The sequence below is a fragment of the Roseburia sp. OM04-10BH genome (assembly GCF_003462605.1).
GTDB classification, from domain to species: Bacteria; Bacillota; Clostridia; order Lachnospirales; family Lachnospiraceae; genus Roseburia_C; species Roseburia_C amylophila.
The window spans coordinates 91,519-116,736 of the sequence record NZ_QTZI01000005.1; the positions used below are offsets into that span (position 1 = coordinate 91,519).

Consider the following 25,218-nt stretch of genomic DNA (forward strand, 5'->3'; position numbering starts at 1 on the left):
TCTATTCCTTCTGATTGCTCATCGGAATAAAAGAAACTTTTTTTATTCTCATTTTCTCTGGTCTAGAAGAAACAATTATTTTTTCATGCTACGCCTGCACCAGTGTCATTTTTCCACTGCAATGCATCTTCCGGATGCCCTCCGGTATCGTAAGCCTGTCTCCGGCATCTACCCAGATGCTGCCAATTAAACCGCTGCCGGATGCCACATAAATGACATCTGTGCTGTCAGAAAGCAGCAGATCCATTTCCCTCTCTACCTTAAATCCTGCACCTGTTACTTCTGCAGCACCACGCTCTATCCGGATTTTTCTATCCGGCTGGTTGCAGGATAACGCTGCTCCATTGCTTTCCATGACTTTCTTATACCAGAATGCTGAATCCTTTACATAACGCTGCTGGGTTGCAAAGTCCACATAAATAATTCCGAACCGTTCGGAATAGCCCTCATGCCATTCGAAATTGTCCAAAAAAGTCCATAAGAAATAACCAGCAATCTCTGCTCCTTCATCCGCCGCCTTCTGCAGATTGCCAAGGTACTCATCTAAGAACTGGATACGGTTGGCATCATGTACACTGCCATCTGCTTCCACATTGTCATGACAGGACATTCCATTTTCCGTAATATAAATCGGAAGCTGATAACGTTCGTAGAGGAATTTTCCTGCCCAGTAGAGACATTCCGGTGTCACCGGCCATTCTGCGGCAGTCTTTGGAAATCCTGCAGGGCGGTCTGCAAATTCCGGTTCTCCATCTGCTCCTGCACGAACCGGATATCCGTTATAAATATTCTGTCCGTAAAAATCAATGGGCTGGTGAATCAGTTCCATATCTTCTTTCGTGATTTCCGGCAGATACTCCTTGTATTTCTCAAGGCCTTCCTTTGGATAATGTCCTAAAATAACCGGGTCGGAATACCAGGATACATTCCAGGTCCAGTTGTCGACATCATTATAAAAGCCAAAATATACCTTCTTTGCAGCTTCAATATCTTCCGGGGAATTACTTGCTGGATATGCCACCCCACTGGTTGGTGCATAGCCAATCTGTATCGGCTGCTTTGCATATTTCCGGAGAGTAATAACTGCTTTTCCATGTGCCCGCAATGCATTATGCGCAATCCGGAAGCTTTCCTCTGGTGTGACTTTCTTTCCCGGTGCATGAATACCACGGTAATATCCCAGTCCGATAAAGCACTGTGGCTCATTCAAAGTAAAAATCTTGTCGCAGATATCAGTAAAATTCTCTGCTACTACTTTTGCATATTCTGCAAACCAATCTATGATTTCTTCATTGAGCCAGCCGCCTTTATCCTCCAATGCCTGCGGAAGTTCCCAGTGATAAAGTGTCATATATGGCTCAATGCCGTTTTTCTTCATTTCAAGAATCATATCACGATAGAGTGCCACCGCTTTTTCATTGACTCTTCCGGTTCCCTCCGGCATCAATCTCGCCCAGCTTACGGAAAAACGGTATGCCTTCACACCAAGTTCTCTCATCAGCGCATAGTCCTCTTTATAACGGTGCATGTCATCGGCACTGACATAGGCATTATGATGTTCGAAAGTTCTTCCCTCTTCGGTAAAGGTGTCCCAGATGCAGGTTCCTGCGCCATCGTTTTTGTCTCTTCCTTCTACCTGATAGGCACTGCTGGCAACGCCCCATACAAAATCTTTTCGAAACATTTGTTTTCCTCCTGATTCTATTTCTTGTGTTATTCTTCTGCTATTGTAAAAAATGACATTTATTTTTTTATGCAATATCTGCGCAGTTTACCGAGCACGGATGCCGCATAAGAACTGCAAAGGGCACTAAGAATTTTGCGAGACCTGTTCTTTCTTCCGGCAACCGGCACAAATTCACTTCCATGTTCATATGTGCCTCGCTGGCACTTCCCTGTGCCAGCGTTGCCAGATGTCGGACAAAATTCCAGGTGCCCCTAACAGCCCTTAAAATGCATTCGTACTTCGGCAAACCTCTCAGATATATTCTAATCATAAAAATATATCATTTTTCACAATTGCAGAAGGATTTCTCAATCGATTTCGTTATAAAAACACTCTACCACGAAACAACTGTTCCGGGATAGAGTGTTTTACCTTAAAAATGGTAGAAATCTATTTTATTAAAAAAAATCAGAATGTACGGATTCCATATGACATAACAGTTTGTTTTAAGTCATTTGACTTTTTGTTACTTTTGAATAGAATCGTAGTATTTTTTCACGATTTTCTCCGCTGGTTTTGCATATATTTCATAATCTTTTCTCTTTAGGGCAGCATTCTTCGTGTAGAGATGACTGTTCCAGGACCAGAATGCCATGCCCCTCACCCATTCTCTTTTTAAGCAGGCTTCAAACATTGCCTCATACCAGTCTGCCTGTCCCTTAGCATCTGCTTCTCCCTGCACCGTCCAGTCATTTGGCACTTTATTAGAATCCACGATAGACATACATCCTGCCTCTGCAAAGAAAAATGGTTTTTGAAATTTCTTTACCACCGCTTCAATCCGGTCAAGCTGGTTCTCCCAGTCCTCCAACGGATAATAGCCACTGGAAGAAATCACATCTACTGCATCCCACCATTTCACATTATGCTCCTGATATTTATCGGTATTATAGGAAACAAGTCCGTCAAATTCACTCCGGATATCAGCGATCAGCTTCCGCCACTCTGCTTCCCTGCGCTCTGCCATAACCATTTCGCAGCCTGCAATATGCATTTCCACACCCATTTCTTTTGCCAGCCTTGCATAATGAAGCTGAAATTCTGTATAGGATTCAAACCAGTTACACCACTTTGGTTCACAGACTACGTCTTCATCAAAGAAATTGACATGGGCACGCCAGGTTCCATTTTTGCAGTTTACCGTAGGCTTTAATGCCACACGCATGCCAAGCTCTTTCGCATAATCAATCATGCCCTTTAATTCATCATCTGACACCGTTGCTTCAGAAGTATAACCAATCTCTTCCGACTGTGCCGTATCCTGCAAGCCGTTTGGTGCTAAAATAACAAAATTGCTGTTGGTATTTTCTTTCATTTTCTTTAAGCTGTCAAAAGCACTCTTCTCCTGATAGCTCCCTTTTCTTGCAAATGGTGCATATGTCATGCCGCAGATATATTCCATGGTAAGTGTTTCCGTTCTCCTCTTTCAATGACTTTTTATGATGGAAACTATAGCATTCACCCTGGAATCTTGCTATAATGATTTATTATAAAAATAGTAAAAATCTCTTATAACAGGAATTCATTTATTTCAGATATATTGGGGGACGACTTTATGAATTCACTTTTTGAATACAGCGACCGGCTGAATGCTCCTTTTGAATGTTTCTTATTTAATACGAGAATCCATTCTTTTCCTATCCGGTCCCACTGGCATTATTTTGTTGAAATTCTGTATATGTTAGAGGGCACCGCCATCATCAACTGTGATGATGATACTTATGTACTAGAAGAAGGTGATATGACATTATTTCTTCCGCAGGCAATCCATTCTATCTATACTGCCACAGAGCAGCCATTGGTTTATTATGTCATGAAATTTGACTTAAACCAGCTTGCACCATCCGGCAATGCATTAAGTACCACTTTTTCTGGGATTAATTTTGTATCACTTTTTAATCTGGCGAAGGGTGATTCCCATGCTCCGAAATATTTTTCCAAAGCGATGTTAACAGGCTATCCCATTGCCGGAATCTTTTCCTCCTGTGAACACGAAATGCAGCAGCAGGAATACGGTTACCGGATTCTGGTACAGTCCCAGATTAATTCCCTTTTAACCTTTATCCTGCGTATCTGGCGGGCACAGGGTTTTAATACGGATAAATCTCTGGCTATTCCGCAAAATACAGAAGAAGCGTCCATACATTCCATTACGGAATATATCGACGCTCATGCCCAGGAGCCATTAAAGGTGGAAGACCTTGCCAGAATGTGTAATATGAGTTATTCCTATTTTGCCAAAAGCTTCCGGGAACTCTATGGCCAGTCCTGTAAAAAATATATTGAATTTATCCGCCTTTGCAAGGCTGAGGATCTGCTGCTCTTTACCAATCTTGACTTGAATTATATCAGTCAGGAAACCGGATTTTCCGATTGCAGCCATTTTATTAAGGCTTTCCGAAACAAGCACAAAATGACGCCAAAGCAATACCGGAAGGAGCATTCCTCTTAAAGGTACATTCTTAATGCTGCATTCTTAAAGGTGCATGTAGATATCTGCCTGCTGAATTGCCACATCTGCTCCTGCCATCAGCATGGCAAAGAAGGTTAATGTGATGGTAAGGAATACCGCCTTACCATCATAGACAAATTCCACATTCTTCTTCCGGTTGGCAAGAAGAATTTCTATTCCAAGCAGGATAAAGATACATGGCCAGATATGGAAAATGATTTCATAGGTCAATACCGGCACAAACAGATGCACCAGAAACAGGATTCCAAATAAAACCAGTGCACTGCCTAAGGTAATGCTGCCCACTCTGTGGGTGCGTACTTCTTTCACATTCTCATCCATTTTCCTTATGCCTCCTTTTTCTCTTCTTCCTCAAGGGATTTTTTCTTACCATGAACCAGATAAATTCCTGCTGCTATAATTGCAATTCCTGCCAGCAGTCTTGGAAGCCGGTAACTGATTTCCTGAAGTACCCAGACCGTTTCATCCGGAATTAAATTTGCAATCATCCAATAGAAACTGTTCCAGATTAACATAATACCAAGCAGAATCAGCACGACTGCAATAATGGTATGATAACGCTTTACAAAGGATTTATCTTTCCCGCCTTCTCCACTTAAATGGAATAAATACTCATCCTCCACGGCATAGAATTCTTCATCTGATAAGCCTGCTAAATTGTGTACATGAAAGAAGCTGTAAAACCATGCAATTACTGCAAGCACTGCCAGCGGTCCAAGTTCAAAAATAGATGCTGCTACAATAATGCCAAAGAACATCGACATCAGGCTTAAGCCCATTTTCATAAATCCCATATACATTTCCCCTGCTCCCGGTAAAAGGGAACAGCAAAATCTTAAAAATCCATTTCTCTTTTTCGTCATGTTATCTTTCCTCCTTTAAAAACCATCCATTTGTCGTCTCAGTAATAAAATCGCAAAATGCACTGGACGCATCATTTACACTCTGTAAGAAATTCTGCTCTTCACTACGCTTTTTCGCTTTCTCTTTCTGTTCCTGTAAGTCCTTATTTGCCTGCTCTTTTGCTTCTGCCACATAAGTTTCCATGTTTGGTCTGCTCTGCTGCTCCACCGTAGGAACTACAATCAGAAAGGCGATTGCCGCTGCCGCCGCAACCATTACTTTCATGCTATAAGTCAGGAGCTTCCGCTTCGCTGACACTTTTTCTTTGTATACAATAATCTTCTGCTGCTGCTCAATTTTATGCAGAATATTTTCTTCTAAATATTCCGGTGCTTTTATCATCGGTCCTTCTTCTGTTTCCCGGATCAGTGCTTCTAACGCTTCGTCACTTAAATACTCCTGTGTATCTTCTTTTCTCATATCAGCTCCGCTCCTTTCCATATAGTTTTCTAAGCATTGCCCGCGCCCGGTATATCTGTGTCTGCACGGTTTTCAAATTCTTCTGCTTTAACTCTGCTATCTCGCCGGCAGGATGTTCTTCACAGAAGTACAGCTTTGCGATTTCATCATAAGGTGGTTTCAACTGTCTGCATTTTTCCTTCAGTTCTTCCCGGACCACCTCTTCGATGCATTGCTCTTCCGGTCCCCCTGCTCTCGCCGGATGACTTCCTAAGACTTCGTCTTCGGTGGGTACCATCCGCCTTGCCGCCTGTCTGCTGTAATCGATACATTTATTCGAAGCAATCCTGCAAAGCCAGGCTTTCTCATTCTTACCGTCGAACTCTTCCTTGTGCTGGTAGGCAGATAAAAATGTTTCCTGCGTCAAATCTTCTGCTGCAAAGTAATCTCCGGTCATCTTAACGCAAATAGAAAATACCAGATTCTGATATTTATGAACCATCTGCGTAAATGGTTCCTGACACATTTTTATCCACCTCCTTGTCTTTTAAGAACGTTCTCATACTATATAACGATTATCTTTTTCTATTGTCTTCAATTTTTTCAAAAAATCAATATTTTTTTTAATTTATTCTATCCGGAATCCATTCTATTGACTTTTCTTTTCCGTGAAACTATAATCACTGTGGTTATCATGAATGATAGAGCAATTGCGAAAGAAAACATATATAACCTATTTTAGCCGATAAATCTTCTGTTTCTTTTTAAATAGGAAATATTGTAATTCCATCCCCCGCATTTTTCTTTTTGCTATTCCGCCTGTCTTTCCAATGTTTGATAAGACACTTGGGCTGTTCGCCGAAATACGGACGCCTTTTGAAATCTGCCTAGGGGCACTTGGAATTTCGTCTGGCAACCGGTGTATCTGAACATGGATGTGAATATACACCGGTTGCCAGACGAAAGTAGAATCCCATCGAAATTCTTAGTGCCCCTTGCAGATTTCAGGCGGCATCCGTAATCGACGGACAGCACAAGCGTCTTTTATCAAAGCAAACGGAAAGACAGCCGGCAATCAGGAAAAATGCGAAGCAGGAATTACATAATATTTCCTATTAAGAAAAAGAAACAAAAGATTTATTTCTCAAAATATTTTAGAATCTTTTTCTTTCGCGATTGCCAATACATCTAATATACGAGGGATTTAAATGATAGAAAAGAAGAAAAACTCCATTGATATGACACATGGACCTTTATGGAATAAAATTTTGATTTTTGCGCTGCCGCTGGCTGCCAGCAGTATTTTACAGCAGCTTTTTAACTCTGTGGATACCGCTGTCGTCGGCAACTTTGCCAGCAGCCAGGCTTTAGCTGCCGTGGGAAGCAACAGTTCCCTGATTGCTTTGATGATTAACCTTTTTATCGGTATTTCACTGGGTTCGAATGTTATTATTTCCCGATATATCGGTCAGGGTGTCCATAAGAATATCAAAGCAGCCATTCACACTGCCATTGTTGTGGCTCTGGCTGGCGGCATTTTCCTGCTGGTTTTGGGACAGTTTATTGCAAGACCGGTTCTGGTACTGATGGGAACGCCGGATGATGTCATTGACCTTGCGGTCTTATACCTTCGGATTTACTTCCTTGGTATGCCATTCATTCTGTTATACGACTTCTGTTCCTCGATTCTCCGGAGTACTGGAGACAGCAGACGGCCGCTTTATGCACTGATTGCAGCCGGTGTTATCAATACCGGGCTGAATCTTATTCTGGTCATTGCCTTCCACCTTGGCGTATCCGGTGTTGCTATCGCTACCGTGGTTTCGAATATTGTAAGCTCCGGAATCCTGATTTACATCCTGCTGCATGAGGATGATCCGATTCGTTTAGAGCCAAAGGCACTTGCCATCTCCTGGCATGAATTAAAGAAGATTCTTGTCATCGGCGTTCCTGCCGGATTGCAGGGTATGGTCTTTTCCATTGCCAATGTCTGCATCCAGAGCACCATTAACAGCTTCGGCTCTGATGCTGTCGCTGGTTCTGCCGCATCGTTAAACTTTGAATATTTTTCCTATTTTGTGGTAAATGCTTTTGCCCAGACTACTGTTACTTTCACCAGCCAGAATTACGGTGCTGGTAAATATGACCGCTGCAAAAAGGTATTCCGTTTAAATATGATATTTTCCCTTATCTTCTGCGGACTCCTTTCCGGTGTCTTCATCTTAGGACGGGGCTTCTTCCTGCACCTTTACAGCAACGACCCGGAGGTACTTACCTTTGCCGTCCAGCGCCTGTTAATTGCAACAACCTTAGAGCTTTTGACTTCTACCTATGAAATCAGCGGAGGCGCCATGCGTGGACTGGGACATTCCCTGTCGCCTGCACTGATTACCGTTTTCGGTTCCTGTGTCCTACGGCTCATCTGGGTATCTACCGTCTGCCGGTATTTCCATGAGTTCTGGGTAGTTATGGTTATCTATCCGATTTCCTGGGTACTGACCGGAAGCATGATGCTTCTTGCCTATTACCTGCTGCGCAGGAAGTTATTCCGAAAAAGTGCAGTATAGAAAACCCCGGAAGCAGATGGTTCCTTCTTCCAAAGAATGAATCTTTCTGTTTCCGGGGTATTTTTATGGAGCCAACTTTAACGTACTCCTTTTTCTTTTTCTAAATTTTCTTTACAAATGTAATACACGGTCTTTGATTTCCTGAGTTCTTCCCTGATTCCAGAACTGGGTTCCGATATAACCACAGGTACGTCTTGCCACGTTCATCTTATCCTGGTCACGGTTACCACAGCTTGGGCATTCCCACACCAGCTTGCCGTATTTGTCTGTTACAATTTTAATCTCGCCATTGTAACCACATTCCATACAATAATCACTCTTGGTATTCAGTTCTGCATACATAATATGGTCATAAATATAACGGATGACAGACAGTACCGCCTCAATATTATCCTGCATATCCGGCACTTCCACATAGCTGATTGCGCCGCCCGGGGAAAGCTCCTGGAACTTTGCTTCAAAACCAAGCTTCTTGAATGCGTCAATATGCTCTGTCACATGAACATGATAGCTGTTGGTAATATAGCTCTTATCCGTAACGCCCGGAATAATTCCGAAACGCTTCTGCAAACATTTTGCAAATTTATAGGTCGTAGACTCAAGTGGTGTCCCATATACACTGAAAGCAATATTTGTCTCTGTCTTCCACTTATCGCAGGCATCATTTAAATGCTGCATCACTGCCAGTGCAAATGGTGTTGCTTCCGGATTAGTATGGGATTTACCGGTCATATAACGGGTACATTCACACAATCCTGCATAGCCTAAAGAGATAGTGGAATAGCCGCCATATAAAAGCCTGTCTATGGTCTCGCCCTTCTTAAGACGGGCCAGTGCACCATACTGCCAGAGAATCGGTGCCACATCAGAAGGTGTTCCCTTCAGGCGGTTATGTCTTGCCATCAATGCCCGATAGCATAATTCCAGACGCTCATCGAAGATTTCCCAGAAACGGGTCATATCTCCGCCGGAGGAACATGCAATATCCACCAGATTCAGTGTTACGACACCCTGATTGAACCGTCCGTAATATTTCGGCTTTCCTTCTTCATCCTTGTATACGCTTAAGAAAGAACGACAGCCCATACATGGATAGCAGTTGCCCTCTTTCAGCTGTTTCATAATTTTTTCTGAAATATAATCCGGTACCAGACGCTTTGCGGTACATTTTGCAGCCAGCTCTGTCAGATAATAATACTTGGAATCCGGCTCAACATTATCCTCTTCCAGCACATAAATCAGCTTTGGAAATGCCGGTGTAATGTAGATGCCCTGCTCATTTTTCACACCAAGAATTCTCTGCTTTAAGACTTCTTCAATAATCGCTGCAAGGTCGTCTCTTACCTGTCCTTCCGGTACTTCATCAATATACATAAAGACTGTTACAAACGGAGCCTGTCCATTGGTGGTCATCAATGTGATCACCTGATACTGAATCATCTGGACGCCACGCTTGATTTCGTCTTTTACTCGAATCTCTGCTACTTTATTAATCTGTTCCTCTATTAATTCCAGTCCTGCTGCTTCAAATTCCGCTGCTACCTGACGACGGAATTTCTGACGGCTCACATTGACAAATGGTGCTAAATGTGCCAGTGAAATACTCTGTCCCCCATACTGTGAACTTGCAATCTGGGCAATGCTCTGGGTTGCAATATTGCAGGCAGTCTCAAAGCTCTTTGGCTTATCAATCATGGTCTCACTGATTACCGTACCATTCTGCAGCATATCCTCTAAATTAACCAGACAACAGTTATGCATATGCTGTGCAAAATAATCGGAATCGTGGAAATGTATAATTCCCTGCTCATGGGCTTCTACAATATCCTGCGGCAGCAGGAAACGCTTGGTAATATCCTTGCTGACTTCTCCTGCCATATAATCACGCTGCACACTGCTTACAGTTGGATTCTTGTTGCTGTTTTCCTGCTTTACTTCCTCATTCTTGCAGGCAAGCAGTGTCAGAATCTGGTCGTCGGTAGAATTGGTCTTCCTTACCAGAGCACGTTTATAGCGGTAAGTGATATAATTTCTAGCTACCGTATACGCACGCTGATTCATAATCAGGTTCTCCACCAGATCCTGAATCTCTTCTACGGTTAATGCACGGTTCATGGTATTACATGCCTTCTCCACATTTTCACCAATAGCATTAATCTGTGCCTCTGTCATACGCTCGCTGTCTACCACACTTTCATTGGCTTTACACACAGCCGCTAAAATCTTCTCTTTATCAAATATAACTTCCGTCCCACTTCTCTTTATGATTTTCATATTCGCACCCCTATTCAAAATAATTCATTTTCAACGCGTATACTATATATTGTATCAGATTAAATTATCTTTTCAAGGTATTGTGCCAAATTGTTTATTCTTTTTCTAATACAAGAGCGGAAAGCGGCTCTACATCGGTCTTTTCGGAAATAATTTTTTTGCCGTCTGCACCTGCCGTTTTGTCATCCACCAGAATTTTCCATTTTCCTTCCGGCAAATTATACAAAATCTCTTCATCATTTCCGTTGAATATTACCAAAATGTTTTCCGGTGTATCATCTGCACCTTTTCCCTTTAAAAGATATGCCACAACATTTTCCGGTGTATCTGATAAGAAGCAGAGATTCTGTGTCATTTCCGCTTCACTCTGCATACGGAATACCGGATGGGCTTTCCGCAGTTCCATCAAGCCCTTATAGTATGCTATCATATCCGGATATTCATGTATATTATCCCACTTGATGCTGTTTACCGCATCCGGCATATTATAGCTGTTTTCTGCAAAACCTTTTTTCTCCGGCAGCGGTTTGCTGCGGAGGAATTCTTCACCTGCCTGGATAAAAGGCACGCCCTGGGAAGTAAATACAATGGCTGCGCACAACCGGTTCATGGCTTTCTTCTTTTCTTCCGATGCCTCCGGGCAGGAGACGGATAATTTATCCCACAGGGTATAGTTATCATGACAGGAGACATAATTAATACTCTGTCCCGGCTCTTTCGCCCACGGCTTACTGCCATAGGCATCATAATCTACCTGTGGATGTGCGACTGCTCCTGTAATGCCATAGCGCAATGCATTTTCCAGATGGATGCCGCCATTAACAAAACCCAGATGATCATCATAGAATACGCTTCCTTTTATGGTATCACGGATGTCATCATTGAACATGCCGATTCCCGGCATCTTTTTCGCACTGGCTTTAAATGCACGTTTCTCCTCTGCCAGAGAAGATGGGCCACCGTTCCAGCCTTCCCCATAAAGATAAATATCCGGACGGATTTCTTTTAAACGCTCTGCAATAACATTCATTGTATCAATATCCAGAACTCCCATCAAATCAAAGCGGAATCCATCGATATGATATTCCTTTGCCCAGTAAATCAGGGAATCTACGATTAATTTCTGCACCATCGGACGGTCACTGGCCACTTCATTGCCACAGCCGGATCCGTCAGTATATCCGGTCTCATCACTTCTATAATAATAGCCCGGCACAATCTTCTGAAGGTTGGAATCATCCCTTCGATAGGTATGATTAAAGACCACATCCATAATCACTCCGATTCCTCTGCTGTGCAATGCCAGCACCATCTGTTTCATTTCCTGAATCCGCACCGCTCCATCATATGGGCTGACTGCATAAGAGCCTTCCGGAACATTATAATTATCCGGATCATATCCCCAGTTATACTGTGCTTTCTGATTTTTCTCATCTACGGTCTCAAAATCAAATGCCGGAAGAATCTGCACATGGGTAATGCCAAGGTCACTGATATAATCCAGTGCGGTTGCCTCTCCGAAATGATTGGTGGTATTTGCCTCTGTCAGTCCTAAGAATTTACCGTTGTGGAACACACCACTGGATTCATCCATGGTAAAATCCCTTACACTGCCTTCATAGATAATGGCATCTGTGATATGCTCCGGATTCCGGTACCCATCCAGTTCAAAGCCCTGTGGGTTTGTCTTTGCCAGATTGATAACCATACCGCGCTGCCCGTTTACCCCGGCAGCTTTTGTATACGGATCTACTGCCTCCTGCTCTTCCCCGTGATTTACTACTGTATAGGTATAGTAGATTCCATTGCAATCGCCCTGTTTTTCAAAAACGTAAGTACCGTTTACTGACTTCTTCATAACATGCTGTTCTATGAGATTATCTCCTTCGCCCTGTTTATAAAGGTTCAGCTTCACGGATTCTGCCTCCGGTGCCCAGACCTTAAATCTTGTCATTTTCGGTGAGTATACCGCTCCTAAATCATTTCCTGTGTATACTTCATAATCAAACTTCTGCATATTTGTTTCCTTTCCCTCGTTACCTGCGTACGGCTACAGGAAACACACTTTGCGCATTTCCCGCATAACCGAAAAAAGGAAGCTTCCGCCAATGCACGGATGCTTCCTTCTTGCAACTGGCTGTCATTTCAAAGACCCTATAGCTTTGCGTCACAGGCTTTCACCTGTTTTGCTGATACATAATCTTTATTATAATGGTGGCATAATTATAAGTCAATGACTCCGGTTACTTATTGCAATTCTTATATTTCAGTATAATTCACATATGTGAATTATAAATTTAACTCTTTTTTGATTTCGGCAATGGCTTCTCTTTCATCAAAATGATATTTTAAACCTTTGATTTCCTGATAATCTTCATGACCTTTTCCAAGTAGTACTATCATATCACCCTTTCTGGCATTTTCGATACAATATTTGATGGCTGCCTTGCGGTCATCGATTTCGATATATTTTCCGTTGCTCTTTGCAAGGCCAATCTTAATATCGTTGTTAATGTCGCGGATTTCTTCATCTCTTGGGTTATCACAGGTCAACACACTTAAATCTGCCAGTTCTCCTGTCACTTCTCCCATGTCATAGCGGCGCAGCTTGGAACGGTTTCCACCGCCACCATAGACACAGATTAAACGTTTCGGATGATACTCTTTTAATGTGGTAAGCACGCTTCTTGTGCTGACTTCATTATGGGCATAGTCTATAATTACCGTAAAATCTTTGGAAACCGGAACTAATTCCACACGGCCTCTGACTTTTACTTTATCCAATCCCCGTAAAATTGCCTCATCGGAAATTCCTGCCAGATGACAGGTCAGCATGGTTACCAGTGAATTGTATACTGAAAAGCTTCCCGGAATATGAACCACTGCATAAACATTCATACAGCCGGTAGTGGTAAAATGCATTCCAATCTGTCCCTCTTCATCCAGATATCCAACAGCTCCCGCCATCAGGTCTGCGTCTTTCTTACATGAGAAGGTATGAAGCTTACAGGTATGATTTTTGATTATTCCAGCTACGTGCTCATCATCTGCATTTACAATTCCCTCTTTGCACTGACGGAATAAGAGACTCTTGCATTCCTGATATTCTTCAAAGCTGGCATGCTCATTTGGTCCGATATGATCCGGTGATAAGTTGGTAAAGATTCCATAATCAAATACAATTCCTGCCACGCGGTGCATCTTAAGTCCCTGGGAGGATACTTCCATTACTACATATTCACAGCCGGCATCTACCATGGCACGGAACATCTTATGTAATTCATAAGATTCCGGTGTGGTATTCTTTGCCGGAAGCTTCTCCTCGCCGATCAGGGCACCGATGGTTCCAATCAGTCCGACTTTCCTGCCGGCTTCCTCTAAAACGCTCTTTATCATATAAGTAGTAGTGGTCTTTCCTTTGGTTCCGGTCAGTCCAATGGTGGTAAGCTCTCTGTCCGGGTGTCCAAAGAAAGCAGCCGACATAATTGCCAGGGCATAACGGGCATCTTCTACCTGAAGAACCGTACAACTCTCCGGGATATCGACTTCTACTGCATGCTCTACTACAAGGGCGGAAGCACCTTTCTTTACCGCATCTTCAACAAAGTCATGTCCGTCTACAACAGCTCCTACCATACAGACAAATACGGTGTCTTTTTCTACTTTTCTCGAATCATAGATAATATCACTGATTTCTTTCTCCATCTCTCCCTGCAGGCAGGTATAGGTCAATTCTTCACATATTTCTGCTAATTTCATACTTCTCTCCTAATGTATTATTCCGCTGTTCCGATAATGTGGCTTGCATCAATTTCCGATTCAAATACCGTATGGGAAGGTCCGGTCATAAACATATGTCCGCTTTCTTCCTCCCACTCAATATAGAGCGGTCCGCCAATCTGCTCTACCGTTACTTTCCGGTCTAAGCGTCCGGTTAATACGCCGGCTACCACTGCAGTACAGCATCCGGTTCCGCATCCGATAGTCTCTCCGGTTCCTCTTTCCCATTCCCGGATTTTCACATAATCCCTGCGCACAAATTCCACAAAAGTTACATTGGTCTTATTGGTAAAAAGCTCTGTCATATGTTCAATGGTTTTTCCGTATTTTTCCACATCAAGGTCTGCCACACTGTCTACATACATGGCACAATGCGGGTTGCCCCAGGATACCGCAGTAATGTGGAAGGTCTTATCCAGTACCTGTACCGGCTGCTCTACAAATTCATCCAGCTTTGTGTTGACCGGAATCACTTTTGCAGACATTCTCGGTGCTCCGATATCTGCTCTGATATTACTTACCAGGCCGTCCGTCACAGTCAAGTTCAGATGCTGCATGCCTCCTAAGGTTTCAATTACAAGGTCTGTCTTATCCGTCAGTCTGTGGTCATATACATATTTTCCTACGCTACGCAATGCATTTCCACACATCTCGCCTTCTGTTCCATCCGGGTTAAACATCCGCATCCGGAAATCCCCTTTCCCGGACGGGCAAATCAATACCATTCCGTCAGAACCAATGGCAAAATGCCGGTCACTTACGAATCTCGCAAGCTCCGGCAGATTGTCAAGATGCTGATGAATGGCATCGATATATACATAATCGTTTCCAAATGCCTGCATCTTTGTAAATTTCATTTATTTTCTCCTTGCTTTCTCTTTCCTTTATTTTTCTTAAGCATTCATTGCCCGGTCTAAATCTGCAATGATATCATCCACATTTTCAATTCCTACTGACATACGAAGGAAGCAGTCTGTAATACCAAGCTTCTCTTTTACATCAAGCGGTGTATCCTCATGAGTCTGTGTGGTCGGATATGTGATTAAGGTCTCTGTTCCACCAAGACTCTCTGCAAACATAATCATATCTACATTTTTAAGAATCTTCTTAACGGTCTCATAGCTGTCTACGGTAAAGGAAATCATTCCGCCAAATCCGGTGGTCTGACGGCAGGTTACTTCGTAATCCTTATGGTCTTCAAAGCCAACATAATATACTTTCTTTACCTTCGGCTGTGTACGAAGCCACTCTGCTACCTTCCTGGCATTCTCATTGTGACGGTCCATACGGACTGCAAGGGTCTTGATTCCCCTTAATACCAGCCAGCTGTCTAACGGTGCCAGCTGGCTTCCATGGGATTTGATATGGATGTGAATCTTATCTGCGATTTCTTTGTTATCCTTTACCACTACGATTCCGGAAATGGTGTCATTGTGTCCCCCCAGATATTTTGTTGAACTGTGGGTTACGATGTCAGCTCCCAACTGCAGCGGTTTCTGGAAATATGGTGTTAAAAATGTATTATCTACAACGGTTAATGCTCCGATGGATTTTGCGATTTCAGAAATGGCATGAATGTCTGCCACCTTCATCATCGGATTGGTCGGTGTCTCAACGAAGAACATTTTTGTATTCGGTCGAATAGCTGCCTTTACTTCGTCTAATTCAGACATATCTACATAAGTATGCTCGATTCCATATTTTCCAAATACATCTCCAATGATACGGAAGGTTCCACCATAAATATCATCGGAAAGAATTACATGCTCGCCCGGATTTAATAAGGAAAATACTGCCATATTCGCAGCCTGTCCGGAAGAAAATGCAAATCCCTGGATACCGCCCTCTAAAATTGCCATGGTACGCTCTAATTCCTGTCTGGTCGGATTCTCAAGACGGCTATAGGCAAATCCTGTTGTCTGTCCTAATTCCGGATGACGGAAGGTTGCTGCCTGAAAGATTGGCATGCTGACTGCGCCGGTTAATGGTTCCGTTCCTAATGCTCCATGTACTGCCTTGGATTCAAAATGTAAATCCTCTTTTGCACTGTAATCGGTATAGTTGCTGAAGTTTTTCATATTGTTACCGCCTTTCTTCGTCTTAATTACCCACCAGATATTTTCGTTTCTAACAGGACAACCGTCTATTGACGCACTTGTCCTTTTTCATATATTAATCATTATACCAACATTTTATTGAAATTGATAGTAAAATAATGCTTTCCTTATTGCAAATCGTGCTTTATACTGTTCCTAGATTGACTTTGTATATAGGATGTGATTTTTATGAAAAAATATGAGAAAACCGGATATCTTCATCATGATTTTAAGATATTTCACCTGACTGACCACGAAATGTCTGCCTACGACTTTCATTATCACGATTTTCACAAACTGCTCTTTTTCCTAAGCGGCAATGTCACCTATTGTATTGAAGGAAAATCCTACCAGCTTACCCCGGGGGATCTGGTTCTTGTCCGTGCCGGTGAAGTCCACCGCCCGGTCATTCATGATACCACCCCCTACGAGCGGATGATTATTTATGTCTCTCCGGATTTTGCAGTTACATCATCCGATAAGACTATTTTCTTAAACCAGTGCTTTCTTCCGGACGCTGCCATGCCGTCCAATGTCCTGCATTTATCCGGCATGAAGGAACGGCGGCTCTTAGATACCATGACAGAGCTTGTCCACTCTTTTTCCGAAGACAGCTTTGCCAATGAGATTTACCAGAATACGCTTTTCTTAGAATTTATGATTCACTTAAACCGGGCTGCCTTATCCGGCACCCTGCAATATGAAGATTCCTTTCAGGCAAATGAAAAGATTCTGTCGGTTCTTACCTATATGAATGAACATCTGACGGAAGATATTACGGTGGATTCTTTAGCAGAGCACTTTTTTACCAGCCGCTATTATCTGATGCACTCTTTTAAGGAGCAGACCGGGTATACCATCGGAAATTATCTTTCCACGAAACGGCTTCTCTTTGCCAGGGATTTAATCAGCTCCGGCACTGCGGTAACCGATGCCTGCTTTGCCTGCGGCTTTCACAATTATTCTACTTTTCTTCGTGCCTATAAGAAGCAGTTTGGAAAATCCCCGCGGGAAATGATTTAGGTGCTGCGAAAGAATAACATTTTAGCAGAAATTTCTTTGCTATTTGAAGTAGGTGTATTTATGTGCGTCAAAATACCAGTAGTTCTTAATATTATGTTTTGCTTGTCTGCAAGCAGTCTTTCCGTTGCTTTGACATAAGATAGTGCCACTGTCCGTCGAATACGGATGCCACATAACACCTGCAAGGGGCACTAGGAATTTCGGATAATTAAGAAGTCCGTCTGGCAACCGGCGCATATTCACATCCATGTTCAGATGCGCCTCGCTGGCACGTCCTGTGCCAGCGTTGCCGGATGCCAGGCGAAATTCCAAGTGCCCCTAACAGCCTTTATCAGGCATCCGCACTTTGACGAACAGTGGCGCTATCTTTGTTAAACATTGGAAAGACTGGTTTTATCGCCAAAAGCAAAACTAATATTTTAGAACTACGGTATTTCGATGCAAAACAAAGATACTTTACATAGCGAAGAAATTATTAGCAAAATGTTATTATCTTTCGCAACTGCCTAAGATATGATTTCATAGAAGGAGACCCGTATGTTTACAAAAGTAAAAGATTTTTTCAAAAAAGAAACCGTCTGCTGCATTGCTTTCCTGCTGGCAGTTGTATCCATGTTTTTTATTCCACCATCCGTAAATTACTTTTCTTATATTGATTTCCGGGTACTGGCTCTTTTATTCTCCCTGATGGCTGTGGTAAGGGGGTTTTCTTCCATTGGCGTTTTTACCCGGCTTGGAACCATGCTCTTAACCCATGTGCATTCCCTTCGGATGCTGTCGGCACTTTTCATTTTCCTGTGCTTTTTCTTCAGCATGCTTATCACCAATGATGTGGCGCTGATTACCTTTGTACCGTTTACCATACTGGTTCTGTCCATGGCCGAGCAAAAGAAGTTTCTGATTCCAGTTATCGTTCTTGAAACCATTGCCGCCAATCTCGGCAGCATGCTGACGCCTCTTGGCAACCCGCAGAATCTTTATCTCTATACGATTTCCGGATTATCCATTGGAGCTTTTGTCCGGATTATGCTGCCATACTCTTTTGTATCTGCTATCCTTCTGCTGATTTTTATTCTGTTTCTCCCAAAGGATACGGTTTCCACTGCAACTGCTGCAAACACTGCAAATTCTACAAATACTGTAACTGCTTCCAATACTTCCAATGTAATTTGTGAAGCTGTAAAAGCACGTAAAAATCCCCGGATTCTTTTTACCGCCTATCTGATACTATTTCTTCTGTGTCTTCTGACGGTGCTTCATATTCTGCCTTACCAGATTATGTTTCTTCTTGTCATCACAGGCTTTCTGCTTCTGGATTACCGCGTATTAAAGGATGTGGATTATTTCCTGCTGCTTACCTTTCTTTGCTTCTTCATCTTTATCGGAAATATGAAGCAGATTTCTCTGGTACACGAACTGATTTCAAAGCTTTTGGTCCACCATGAAGTTCTGATGGGTATTGGTGCCAGCCAGATTATCAGCAACGTGCCTGCTGCCATCCTGCTTTCCGGCTTCACCGATGATTATTCTGCCCTGCTGATTGGGGTAAATCTCGGCGGCCTTGGTACTCTTATTGCTTCCCTGGCAAGCCTTATTTCCTTTAAGTTCTATGCCAATAGTAATGGACGCGATACAAGACGGTTTCTTGGGATTTTCACCCTCTACAATGTGATTTTTCTTGGAGTCCTCTTTGTTCTTTCACTTATTCTCTGCTGATTTTCACAGGCAGTTGTGAAAAAGATAGAACTTTTACCCGAATCATATTCCGCTGATTCGCAGGGGATTTTCTTTATCCGATATGAAATGCCAACAGTTCTTAGAATGCATGTTTTTCATGCTGATAGACTGTCTTTCCGGTTGCTTTGACTGAATAGTTGCACGGTCCGTCGAGAACAGATGCCTGATAAGGGCTGCAAGGGGCACAGGGAATTTCGGCATAATTATACTTTCTTCTGGCAACCGGCACAAATTCACGTCCATGTTCAAATGCGCCTCGCTGGTACATCCCTGTACCAGCGTTGCCTGTTGCCAGACGAAATTCCAAGTGCCCCTAACAGCCCTTATCAGGCATCTGTACTTCGGCGGACCGTGCAGTTATTCTGACAAACATTGGAAAGACTGTTTTAATCCTCTAAAGAAAAACACGCATTTTAGAACTATGGTATTTCGTAGCGAAAGAAAATCCCCTGTGAATCAGTGAAATACAATTGCGGTAATCTATTCCCTTTTCACAACTGCCTGTGATTTTTAAGCAGGAATAAGTTGACGGAACATTTTCCCCCTTATATAATAGGATGCAGATGTCTTAAGACAAAACGGAAAATATTTGATACCAGAAAATATTGGAGGAAATACTATGTGGCTTGCAGATAACTGGAAAGATTATGAAGTAATAGACTGTTCAAAAGGTGAGAAATTAGAGCGCTGGGGTGACTATATCCTGGTTCGTCCGGATCCTCAGGTCATCTGGGATACACCACGCAAAGAAAAAGGCTGGCATAAAATGAACGCCCACTATCACCGCAGTAAAAAGGGCGGCGGCGAATGGGAATTCTTTGACCTGCCACAGCAGTGGAGCATCCACTACCGCAACCTTACTTTCCAGTTAAAGCCTTTCAGCTTCAAGCACACCGGTCTTTTCCCGGAGCAGGCTGCTAACTGGGACTGGTTCTCTGAACTTATTAAAAAAGCAGAAAGACCAGTTAAAGTCTTAAATCTTTTTGCCTATACCGGTGGTGCTACGATTGCTGCCGCAGCAGCAGGTGCATCCGTTACCCATGTAGACGCTTCAAAGGGTATGGTTACCTGGGCCAAGGAAAATGCTGCTTCTTCCGGTCTTGCAGATGCACCAATCCGCTGGATTGTAGATGACTGTGTCAAATTCGTGGAACGTGAAATCCGCCGTGGCAACCACTACGATGCTATTATTATGGACCCTCCATCCTACGGCAGAGGTCCCAAGGGTGAAATTTGGAAAATCGAAGAATCCATCCATCCACTGGTCAAACTCTGTGCACAGCTTCTGGTGGACAGACCTTTGTTCTTCCTGATTAATTCCTATACTACAGGCTTACAGCCGGCGGTTCTCTCTTACCTTATCGGAACAGAGCTAAAACGTTTCCCTGGCAAAGTCACAGCCGACGAAATCGGTCTTCCGGTCAGTTCCAACGGACTTACACTTCCTTGTGGGGCTTCCGGACGGTTCGAGGGGATTTAAATTTAATGCAAGAAAAGCTGCCATCGGCAGCTTTTCTCATTACTTTCATCAGCGTAAGCTGGGAAAATTGAAAAATGTTGAACTTGCAAAAGAGTGGGCGGTTTGTAAACCGGACGAAAAGAATGGATGGGTTCATAAGTACGAATTGGATATTACTAATTTGAAAATATTAGATTTTCAACAATACAATGTATTAGCCTGGTTAGCAGAATTAATGAAGCATCGAGAAGCGGCAGGCACCAATCGTTATAGAATTTTAGCGAAAGAGTTTGTCCGTGATAATATTGATATTGAAATTCTCGAGGAATTATTGTCGTTGGGCGGTCTTGGTATTCAATATTGTATAAAATCAGAGTTAGCATATTCAAAGTTAGAAGAAATAGACGCAGAGTTGATGAGTGTTAATTATAATGAATTCAATGATAAATATAATCAAAGAGACATAGTCGCAAGGAAAAATATGCGTGAGCTTGTTAACTCAGATGCAAATAAAGTAACCAATGTGTTTAGCACATTATTTGAGAGGTGATTGAATTGAGAGCATATTCAGATGTATATTTAAATGATGTAGTTGAAAATCAGGGGAAACTATTTGGTTTTATTTCTCAAAAATATCCTCAAAAAGATACAGTGGATTTTATTCATGCTTATATGGTAAGTAAGACAAGAAAAAGTATTGATGAAGCCCAAGCTTATGTGAATACTATGAATGCCAATGAATTGTGGGATTATTTTGAAAAAACAGATAAATATGAACTTAAAGATGGAAAGGCACTTGAAGGATTTCTACCAGATTGGATAGGGGAGTTTTATGCTTATTATCAATGGTATTATAATCTCCCGAGTAGTGATGTGGTAAAAATAGTTCCATTAGATTTTTTGATAAAGGCTTATAGCGGGTTACATGATTTAGAACTTGAACTGGCGGTAAAAAAAGTAGGTAAAGTAGATTGAAAATTGTTTGTTTTCATAATCCAGAAGAAGAAAATGGTTATCTAAGTAATTGGTATCCCAGTCAATTTATTATGAATAATATCACCCTTCATCAGCGTAAGTTTTTTATATATAAATCAGATACAAATTTGCATTTCCATTAAACGTCAAAAAGGCATGACGTTAATCCGTCATGCCTTTTCATTCCTATCCTTTTCGAATCTTCTCATTAATAATCTTCATGTCCAATAAACTTGCACTTAGCAATATATCCACCACACCAGATGGCTCCTGCCACTGTTACGGACAACAGACACTTGAATACCGCCAGTGCGATGATTCCAATTGTAAGATTTCCTGCAAAGTATGCAGAAACCACCCCCTGTATCGGTTTACATAACATAAGCCAGCCTCCCACATAAAGGGCTAGCAGCGTTCCGATGACAGAACAGAGTGTTCCGATCATCAGTCTCAGTGTTTTATGGCTAATCTGTGTTTCCTCTGCCTGTTTTGTAACTTCTTTCATCCTAATTCCCCTCTTCTCTAACATATCCCTTAGCATTTCTACTTGCTTAAACTTTTCAGATAAAAATTTACATTTCTATATCAAATATACAATTTTTTTGTCGAAAATTCAAGTGATTTTCTATTGCAATCTGTTGTAATCTGTTGTATCTGCGCCTTTCTTACTTTATAATAGTAACACAGTAAAAAGATTTTTTTCAGGAGTGACTCTATTATATGAATGGTTCGAAAAAACTACAACAGCTATTGGCTGTTCTCTGTATTTTTACATTTTTATTATGTAGCTGCAGAAAAGCGGAAAATACTCTTTCCACAAAACAGGAAACTTCGCTGCCAACTATTGTAATCGGCAGCGACAATTATCCGCCTTTTAATTATAGCGGAACAGACGGCAGACCAACCGGCATTGATGTGGAACTTGCCACGGAAGCCTTCCACAGAATGGGCTATCAGGCTGAATTTGTCACCATCGACTGGGAAAATAAAAAAGCTCTTCTGCAGGATGGCAGTATCGACTGTGCATGGGGCTGCTTTAGCATGGACGGACGAATGGATGAATACAAATGGGCGGGACCTTATATGATCAGCCAGCAGGTGGTTGCAGTCAGTCCGGACAGCAATATTTACACCCTGCAGGATCTTGCCGGTAAAAACATCGCCGTTCAGGCTACCACGAAACCGGAAGATATTTTTCTCAACCAGACCGACCCCGACATTCCAAAAATTAACGGGCTTTTCGCCATGCAGAATCGTGAGCTGATTTACCCAATGTTAAGCAAAGGTTATGTGGATGCGGTTGCTGCCCATGAAACTTCTATTTTACAATATATGTCTGATTATCATGTGGAATACCGCATTCTGGATAAACCGCTTCTTACTGTCGGACTGGGTGTGGCTTTCTCTCTTGATGATACCAGCGGGCTTAACGAAAAACTGTCTGATACTTTAGAGGAAATGCAAAAAGATGGAACCTCTGAGAAAATCATCGGAAAATACTTAGCACATCCAAGTACTTATCTGGAGGTAGAAAATTATGAAGTCAAATAAGAACAAACCCTTTAGACTGCGTTTTTTCTGGCCTTTTTCAATATTTCTTGGCATCCTGTTCTTCCTTCTGGTATTTTTTACTTCCGCAAACGATGATATCGAATCCACAGAAGAACACCTTGCAGATACGGTTAATTATTTGAAGAAACAATGCTCCACCTACAGCAATTTAAATTTAGCCTCCGAAACCAAGAGCCTGATGCGTATTATTGAATGCTGTCAGCAGGCTGCCCACAATATTTCTACGGATAACTGTCTGCATGGCACAACATCCATGGAAAAAGCTTCCATGGAAGAATTTACAAAAGAGTTTTATATTACCGGCATTATTTTTCTGGATGAAACCGGAACTGTAACCTCTGAATATTGTACTGATTCCATTGGCAGTGCCGGCCTAACCGATACGCTGAAAAAAGAAGTTCTTCTGGATGTTGCCATACATCCGGAAAAAACATACTCTTCCAGAATCAACTGTGAAGATGGCTCTTATATCGACCTGGCAGCGGTAGGACGTACCGATACCTCTGGTATTATTGTAACTTATTACCATACACCACTTGATTATATTGAAAGTTACAGTATCTCTTTTCAGAATTTGCTGTCCGGCTACAGTATCAGCCGTAACAGCACCATTGTCATTACCAGTGGTGATAAAGTGATTGCCTCAAATGAAGAAAAACTCGAAGGAACAGATATTAATGATATTGAAGTACTACAGAATATAAACAAAAAAGCGGTAAGTGGACAGATGGTTCATGTTCATAATACAGTCTCCTCACCAAAGCATGTCTTTGGTATGTTAGATCAGGGACAGAATTATTATATCTACGTCTATCTGCCTGAGCATGCAGTTTTTGAAACGACTCCGCGAAAAGTATTTTATTATATGTTTAGTTATATCTGCCTTCTTCTGATTTTCCAGATGCTGCGCTGGAAGACTGACCAGAGCTACCAGAAAGCCCAGTTGAAGAAGGATAAACTCTATCAGGAATCACTAAAGGAGGCTGCCCAAAAGGCAGAAAGTGCCAACCTTGCCAAGACTGAATTTTTGCAGCGGATGAGTCACGATATCCGGACGCCGATTAACGGAATCCGTGGTATGGTGGAAATTGCCGGACATTATAAAGATAACCCTGTCAAACAGCAGGAATGTCTCGAAAAAATCCAGGAGTCTTCTGGTCTGCTGTTAGAACTTGTAAATGAAGTTCTTGATATGGGAAAACTGGAATCAGGCGAAATTGTCTTAGAATCCCGCCCGTTCCATGTTCTACACCTGGTCAATGATATCACCACCATCATAGAAAAGCAGGCTGCGGAACGTGGCATCGAAATTATTTCCGGAGTTCCTTCTGTCCAGCATCCCTGTCTCATCGGAAGTCCTATTCATATCAAGCGGCTTCTTATGAATATTGTAAGCAATGCAGTAAAATATAATAAGGAAAATGGAAAAGTCATTCTAAGTTGTCATGAAGTACGTTTCACGGAAGATACTGCCTGGATTGAATTTACCTGCTCTGATACCGGAATCGGCATGAGCAAAGAATTTCAGGAGCATTTATTTGAACCTTTTACTCAGGAAAACCATAATGCCCGTTCTACTTACAACGGTACCGGACTTGGCATGGCAATTGTAAAGAATCTTTTGGATAAAATGGGCGGAACTATTGATTTTTCCAGCGAAAAGGATATTGGCACCACTTACCGGATTACGATTCCTTTTTGTATCGACCATAATGCCGCTTCCACTTCTGAAGCGGAAACTTCCGATGAAGAAATCTCTCTTTCCGGCTATCATATTCTTCTGGCAGAAGATAATTCTCTTAATCTTGAGATTGCGGAATTTATTCTGACGGATGCTGGTGCAACGGTTACTGAAGCCCACAATGGAAAGGAAGCCCTGACCTTATTTGAAGCCTCCTCTCCGCAGGAATACGATCTGATTCTGATGGATGTCATGATGCCAGTTATGGATGGCTACCAGGCTACGAAAGCCATCCGTTCCCTGGACCGTGCAGATGCCGCAACCATTCCGATTCTTGCCATGACTGCCAATGCTTTTGCAGAAGACCGGCAGAAGACTTTTTCTGCAGGAATGAATGAACATCTCACCAAACCGCTGGATACAGAACTTCTTTTAAAAACAATTGCTAAATACACGCCTCGGAAGAAGCTCCTATGACGCCATAGTGCAGCGGGAACTTTCTCTTCTTTGCCAGACAACCGTAAGAAACTGCCGACAGCAGGTTCTTACGGTT

Annotated in this window: 22 protein-coding genes, 1 pseudogene and 1 riboswitch; of the genes and pseudogenes, 9 read left to right on the forward strand and 14 right to left on the reverse strand. The window is 42.3% G+C overall.

Annotated elements, in window-relative coordinates:
* Nucleotides 1-88: 88 nt before the first annotated feature.
* The 3 genes from DXB43_RS06875 to DXB43_RS06885 all read right to left on the reverse strand — a co-directional run bounded on the left by DXB43_RS06875 (nt 89) and on the right by DXB43_RS06885 (nt 3,128).
* Nucleotides 89-1,684 carry a GH1 family beta-glucosidase gene (locus DXB43_RS06875; RefSeq protein ID WP_117947155.1) on the reverse strand — a complete coding sequence of 532 codons (1,596 nt, stop codon included), beginning with the start codon at nt 1,682-1,684 and terminating at the stop codon, nt 89-91.
* Nucleotides 1,685-1,751: 67 nt separating this feature from the next.
* Nucleotides 1,752-1,997, reverse strand: a complete 246-nt coding sequence (locus DXB43_RS06880; RefSeq protein ID WP_117947156.1) for a hypothetical protein — start codon at nt 1,995-1,997, stop codon at nt 1,752-1,754.
* A 195-nt stretch (nt 1,998-2,192) separates the two neighbouring features.
* Nucleotides 2,193-3,128 carry a glycoside hydrolase family 113 gene (locus tag DXB43_RS06885; protein WP_117947157.1) on the reverse strand — a complete coding sequence of 312 codons (936 nt, stop codon included), beginning with the start codon at nt 3,126-3,128 and terminating at the stop codon, nt 2,193-2,195.
* Nucleotides 3,129-3,281: 153 nt separating this feature from the next.
* On the opposite strand from DXB43_RS06885, the gene DXB43_RS06890 reads away from it, so the two are divergent.
* Complete coding sequence (locus tag DXB43_RS06890; protein WP_117947158.1) at nt 3,282-4,178, forward strand: AraC family transcriptional regulator; 897 nt, start codon at nt 3,282-3,284, stop codon at nt 4,176-4,178.
* A gap of 24 nt (nt 4,179-4,202) precedes the next feature.
* On the opposite strand, the gene DXB43_RS06895 is transcribed toward DXB43_RS06890, so the two are convergent.
* The 4 genes from DXB43_RS06895 to DXB43_RS06910 are packed head-to-tail and all read right to left on the reverse strand — an operon-like array spanning nt 4,203 to nt 6,027.
* The gene (locus DXB43_RS06895; protein ID WP_117697767.1) at nt 4,203-4,520 is read right to left on the reverse strand and encodes a LiaF transmembrane domain-containing protein; all 318 of its coding nucleotides are present in this window, start codon (nt 4,518-4,520) and stop codon (nt 4,203-4,205) included.
* Nucleotides 4,521-4,525: 5 nt separating this feature from the next.
* On the reverse strand, nt 4,526-5,062 hold the full coding sequence (locus tag DXB43_RS06900; protein ID WP_117841592.1) for a hypothetical protein: 537 nt from the start codon (nt 5,060-5,062) through the stop codon (nt 4,526-4,528).
* Between the two features lies 1 nt (nt 5,063).
* The gene (locus DXB43_RS06905; protein WP_117947159.1) at nt 5,064-5,522 is read right to left on the reverse strand and encodes a hypothetical protein; all 459 of its coding nucleotides are present in this window, start codon (nt 5,520-5,522) and stop codon (nt 5,064-5,066) included.
* 1 nt (nt 5,523) lies between these two features.
* The gene (locus DXB43_RS06910; protein ID WP_117947160.1) at nt 5,524-6,027 is read right to left on the reverse strand and encodes an RNA polymerase sigma factor; all 504 of its coding nucleotides are present in this window, start codon (nt 6,025-6,027) and stop codon (nt 5,524-5,526) included.
* Nucleotides 6,028-6,709: 682 nt separating this feature from the next.
* Between DXB43_RS06910 and DXB43_RS06915 the strand changes: the two genes are divergently transcribed.
* Nucleotides 6,710-8,068 carry an MATE family efflux transporter gene (locus tag DXB43_RS06915; RefSeq protein ID WP_243006649.1) on the forward strand — a complete coding sequence of 453 codons (1,359 nt, stop codon included), beginning with the start codon at nt 6,710-6,712 and terminating at the stop codon, nt 8,066-8,068.
* A gap of 111 nt (nt 8,069-8,179) precedes the next feature.
* Here DXB43_RS06915 and nrdD read toward each other — a convergent pair whose 3' ends face one another.
* The 5 genes from nrdD to DXB43_RS06940 form a co-directional block, all read right to left on the reverse strand.
* Nucleotides 8,180-10,342, reverse strand: a complete 2,163-nt coding sequence (nrdD, locus tag DXB43_RS06920) for an anaerobic ribonucleoside-triphosphate reductase (protein WP_117947161.1) — start codon at nt 10,340-10,342, stop codon at nt 8,180-8,182.
* A gap of 94 nt (nt 10,343-10,436) precedes the next feature.
* Complete coding sequence (gene pulA / locus DXB43_RS06925; protein WP_117947162.1) at nt 10,437-12,359, reverse strand: type I pullulanase; 1,923 nt, start codon at nt 12,357-12,359, stop codon at nt 10,437-10,439.
* 108 nt (nt 12,360-12,467) lie between these two features.
* Nucleotides 12,468-12,543: riboswitch (cyclic di-GMP riboswitch) on the reverse strand.
* Between the two features lie 88 nt (nt 12,544-12,631).
* Entirely contained in the window at nt 12,632-14,101 is a 1,470-nt protein-coding gene (locus DXB43_RS06930) for a UDP-N-acetylmuramoyl-L-alanyl-D-glutamate--2,6-diaminopimelate ligase (RefSeq protein WP_117947163.1), read from the reverse strand.
* Between the two features lie 17 nt (nt 14,102-14,118).
* On the reverse strand, nt 14,119-14,979 hold the full coding sequence (gene dapF / locus DXB43_RS06935; protein WP_117841586.1) for a diaminopimelate epimerase: 861 nt from the start codon (nt 14,977-14,979) through the stop codon (nt 14,119-14,121).
* A 36-nt stretch (nt 14,980-15,015) separates the two neighbouring features.
* Nucleotides 15,016-16,200, reverse strand: coding sequence for a trans-sulfuration enzyme family protein (locus tag DXB43_RS06940; RefSeq protein WP_117947164.1), 1,185 nt, complete (start codon nt 16,198-16,200; stop codon nt 15,016-15,018).
* 207 nt (nt 16,201-16,407) lie between these two features.
* On the opposite strand from DXB43_RS06940, the gene DXB43_RS06945 reads away from it, so the two are divergent.
* Both DXB43_RS06945 and DXB43_RS06955 read left to right on the forward strand, forming a co-directional pair.
* Nucleotides 16,408-17,241: an AraC family transcriptional regulator gene (locus DXB43_RS06945; protein WP_117947165.1), complete on the forward strand. Its 834-nt coding sequence runs from the start codon at nt 16,408-16,410 to the stop codon at nt 17,239-17,241.
* 537 nt (nt 17,242-17,778) lie between these two features.
* Complete coding sequence (locus tag DXB43_RS06955; RefSeq protein ID WP_117947167.1) at nt 17,779-18,957, forward strand: SLC13 family permease; 1,179 nt, start codon at nt 17,779-17,781, stop codon at nt 18,955-18,957.
* A 100-nt stretch (nt 18,958-19,057) separates the two neighbouring features.
* Here DXB43_RS06955 and DXB43_RS06960 read toward each other — a convergent pair whose 3' ends face one another.
* On the reverse strand, nt 19,058-19,285 hold the full coding sequence (locus tag DXB43_RS06960; protein WP_147343672.1) for a hypothetical protein: 228 nt from the start codon (nt 19,283-19,285) through the stop codon (nt 19,058-19,060).
* A gap of 312 nt (nt 19,286-19,597) precedes the next feature.
* Between DXB43_RS06960 and DXB43_RS06965 the strand changes: the two genes are divergently transcribed.
* The 3 genes and pseudogenes from DXB43_RS06965 to DXB43_RS06975 all read left to right on the forward strand — a co-directional run bounded on the left by DXB43_RS06965 (nt 19,598) and on the right by DXB43_RS06975 (nt 21,412).
* Nucleotides 19,598-20,458: a class I SAM-dependent methyltransferase gene (locus tag DXB43_RS06965; protein WP_117947169.1), complete on the forward strand. Its 861-nt coding sequence runs from the start codon at nt 19,598-19,600 to the stop codon at nt 20,456-20,458.
* 70 nt (nt 20,459-20,528) lie between these two features.
* Nucleotides 20,529-20,987 (forward strand): annotated as a pseudogene (locus DXB43_RS06970) (DUF3990 domain-containing protein); the annotation flags it as partial.
* Entirely contained in the window at nt 20,984-21,412 is a 429-nt protein-coding gene (locus tag DXB43_RS06975) for a hypothetical protein (protein ID WP_334294239.1), read from the forward strand. The pseudogene DXB43_RS06970 and the gene DXB43_RS06975, both read left to right, overlap by 4 nt.
* Before the next feature lie 208 nt (nt 21,413-21,620).
* Here DXB43_RS06975 and DXB43_RS06985 read toward each other — a convergent pair whose 3' ends face one another.
* Complete coding sequence (locus DXB43_RS06985; RefSeq protein WP_117697786.1) at nt 21,621-21,917, reverse strand: hypothetical protein; 297 nt, start codon at nt 21,915-21,917, stop codon at nt 21,621-21,623.
* Between the two features lie 215 nt (nt 21,918-22,132).
* Between DXB43_RS06985 and DXB43_RS06990 the strand changes: the two genes are divergently transcribed.
* Together DXB43_RS06990 and DXB43_RS06995 are read left to right on the forward strand one after the other, a co-directional pair.
* Entirely contained in the window at nt 22,133-22,963 is an 831-nt protein-coding gene (locus DXB43_RS06990; RefSeq protein WP_117947171.1) for a substrate-binding periplasmic protein, read from the forward strand.
* Complete coding sequence (locus DXB43_RS06995) at nt 22,950-25,142, forward strand: ATP-binding protein (RefSeq protein ID WP_117947172.1); 2,193 nt, start codon at nt 22,950-22,952, stop codon at nt 25,140-25,142. The genes DXB43_RS06990 and DXB43_RS06995 overlap by 14 nt, the downstream gene beginning before the upstream one ends.
* Nucleotides 25,143-25,218 lie beyond the last annotated feature (76 nt).

Coding starts and splice junctions, on each gene's coding strand:
- DXB43_RS06880 (WP_117947156.1), bottom strand. CDS start 1,997: ATGATTAGAATATATCTGAGAGGTTTGCCGAAGTACGAATGCATTTTA.
- DXB43_RS06900 (WP_117841592.1), bottom strand. CDS start 5,062: ATGACGAAAAAGAGAAATGGATTTTTAAGATTTTGCTGTTCCCTTTTA.
- DXB43_RS06945 (WP_117947165.1), top strand. CDS start 16,408: ATGAAAAAATATGAGAAAACCGGATATCTTCATCATGATTTTAAGATA.
- DXB43_RS06890 (WP_117947158.1), top strand. CDS start 3,282: ATGAATTCACTTTTTGAATACAGCGACCGGCTGAATGCTCCTTTTGAA.
- DXB43_RS06915 (WP_243006649.1), top strand. CDS start 6,710: ATGATAGAAAAGAAGAAAAACTCCATTGATATGACACATGGACCTTTA.
- DXB43_RS06905 (WP_117947159.1), bottom strand. CDS start 5,522: ATGAGAAAAGAAGATACACAGGAGTATTTAAGTGACGAAGCGTTAGAA.
- DXB43_RS06895 (WP_117697767.1), bottom strand. CDS start 4,520: ATGGATGAGAATGTGAAAGAAGTACGCACCCACAGAGTGGGCAGCATT.
- DXB43_RS06985 (WP_117697786.1), bottom strand. CDS start 21,917: ATGAAAGAAGTTACAAAACAGGCAGAGGAAACACAGATTAGCCATAAA.
- DXB43_RS06955 (WP_117947167.1), top strand. CDS start 17,779: ATGTTTACAAAAGTAAAAGATTTTTTCAAAAAAGAAACCGTCTGCTGC.
- DXB43_RS06930 (WP_117947163.1), bottom strand. CDS start 14,101: ATGAAATTAGCAGAAATATGTGAAGAATTGACCTATACCTGCCTGCAG.
- DXB43_RS06965 (WP_117947169.1), top strand. CDS start 19,598: ATGTGGCTTGCAGATAACTGGAAAGATTATGAAGTAATAGACTGTTCA.
- dapF (WP_117841586.1), bottom strand. CDS start 14,979: ATGAAATTTACAAAGATGCAGGCATTTGGAAACGATTATGTATATATC.
- DXB43_RS06995 (WP_117947172.1), top strand. CDS start 22,950: ATGAAGTCAAATAAGAACAAACCCTTTAGACTGCGTTTTTTCTGGCCT.
- DXB43_RS06940 (WP_117947164.1), bottom strand. CDS start 16,200: ATGAAAAACTTCAGCAACTATACCGATTACAGTGCAAAAGAGGATTTA.
- DXB43_RS06885 (WP_117947157.1), bottom strand. CDS start 3,128: ATGGAATATATCTGCGGCATGACATATGCACCATTTGCAAGAAAAGGG.
- DXB43_RS06990 (WP_117947171.1), top strand. CDS start 22,133: ATGAATGGTTCGAAAAAACTACAACAGCTATTGGCTGTTCTCTGTATT.
- nrdD (WP_117947161.1), bottom strand. CDS start 10,342: ATGAAAATCATAAAGAGAAGTGGGACGGAAGTTATATTTGATAAAGAG.
- DXB43_RS06875 (WP_117947155.1), bottom strand. CDS start 1,684: ATGTTTCGAAAAGATTTTGTATGGGGCGTTGCCAGCAGTGCCTATCAG.
- pulA (WP_117947162.1), bottom strand. CDS start 12,359: ATGCAGAAGTTTGATTATGAAGTATACACAGGAAATGATTTAGGAGCG.
- DXB43_RS06910 (WP_117947160.1), bottom strand. CDS start 6,027: ATGTGTCAGGAACCATTTACGCAGATGGTTCATAAATATCAGAATCTG.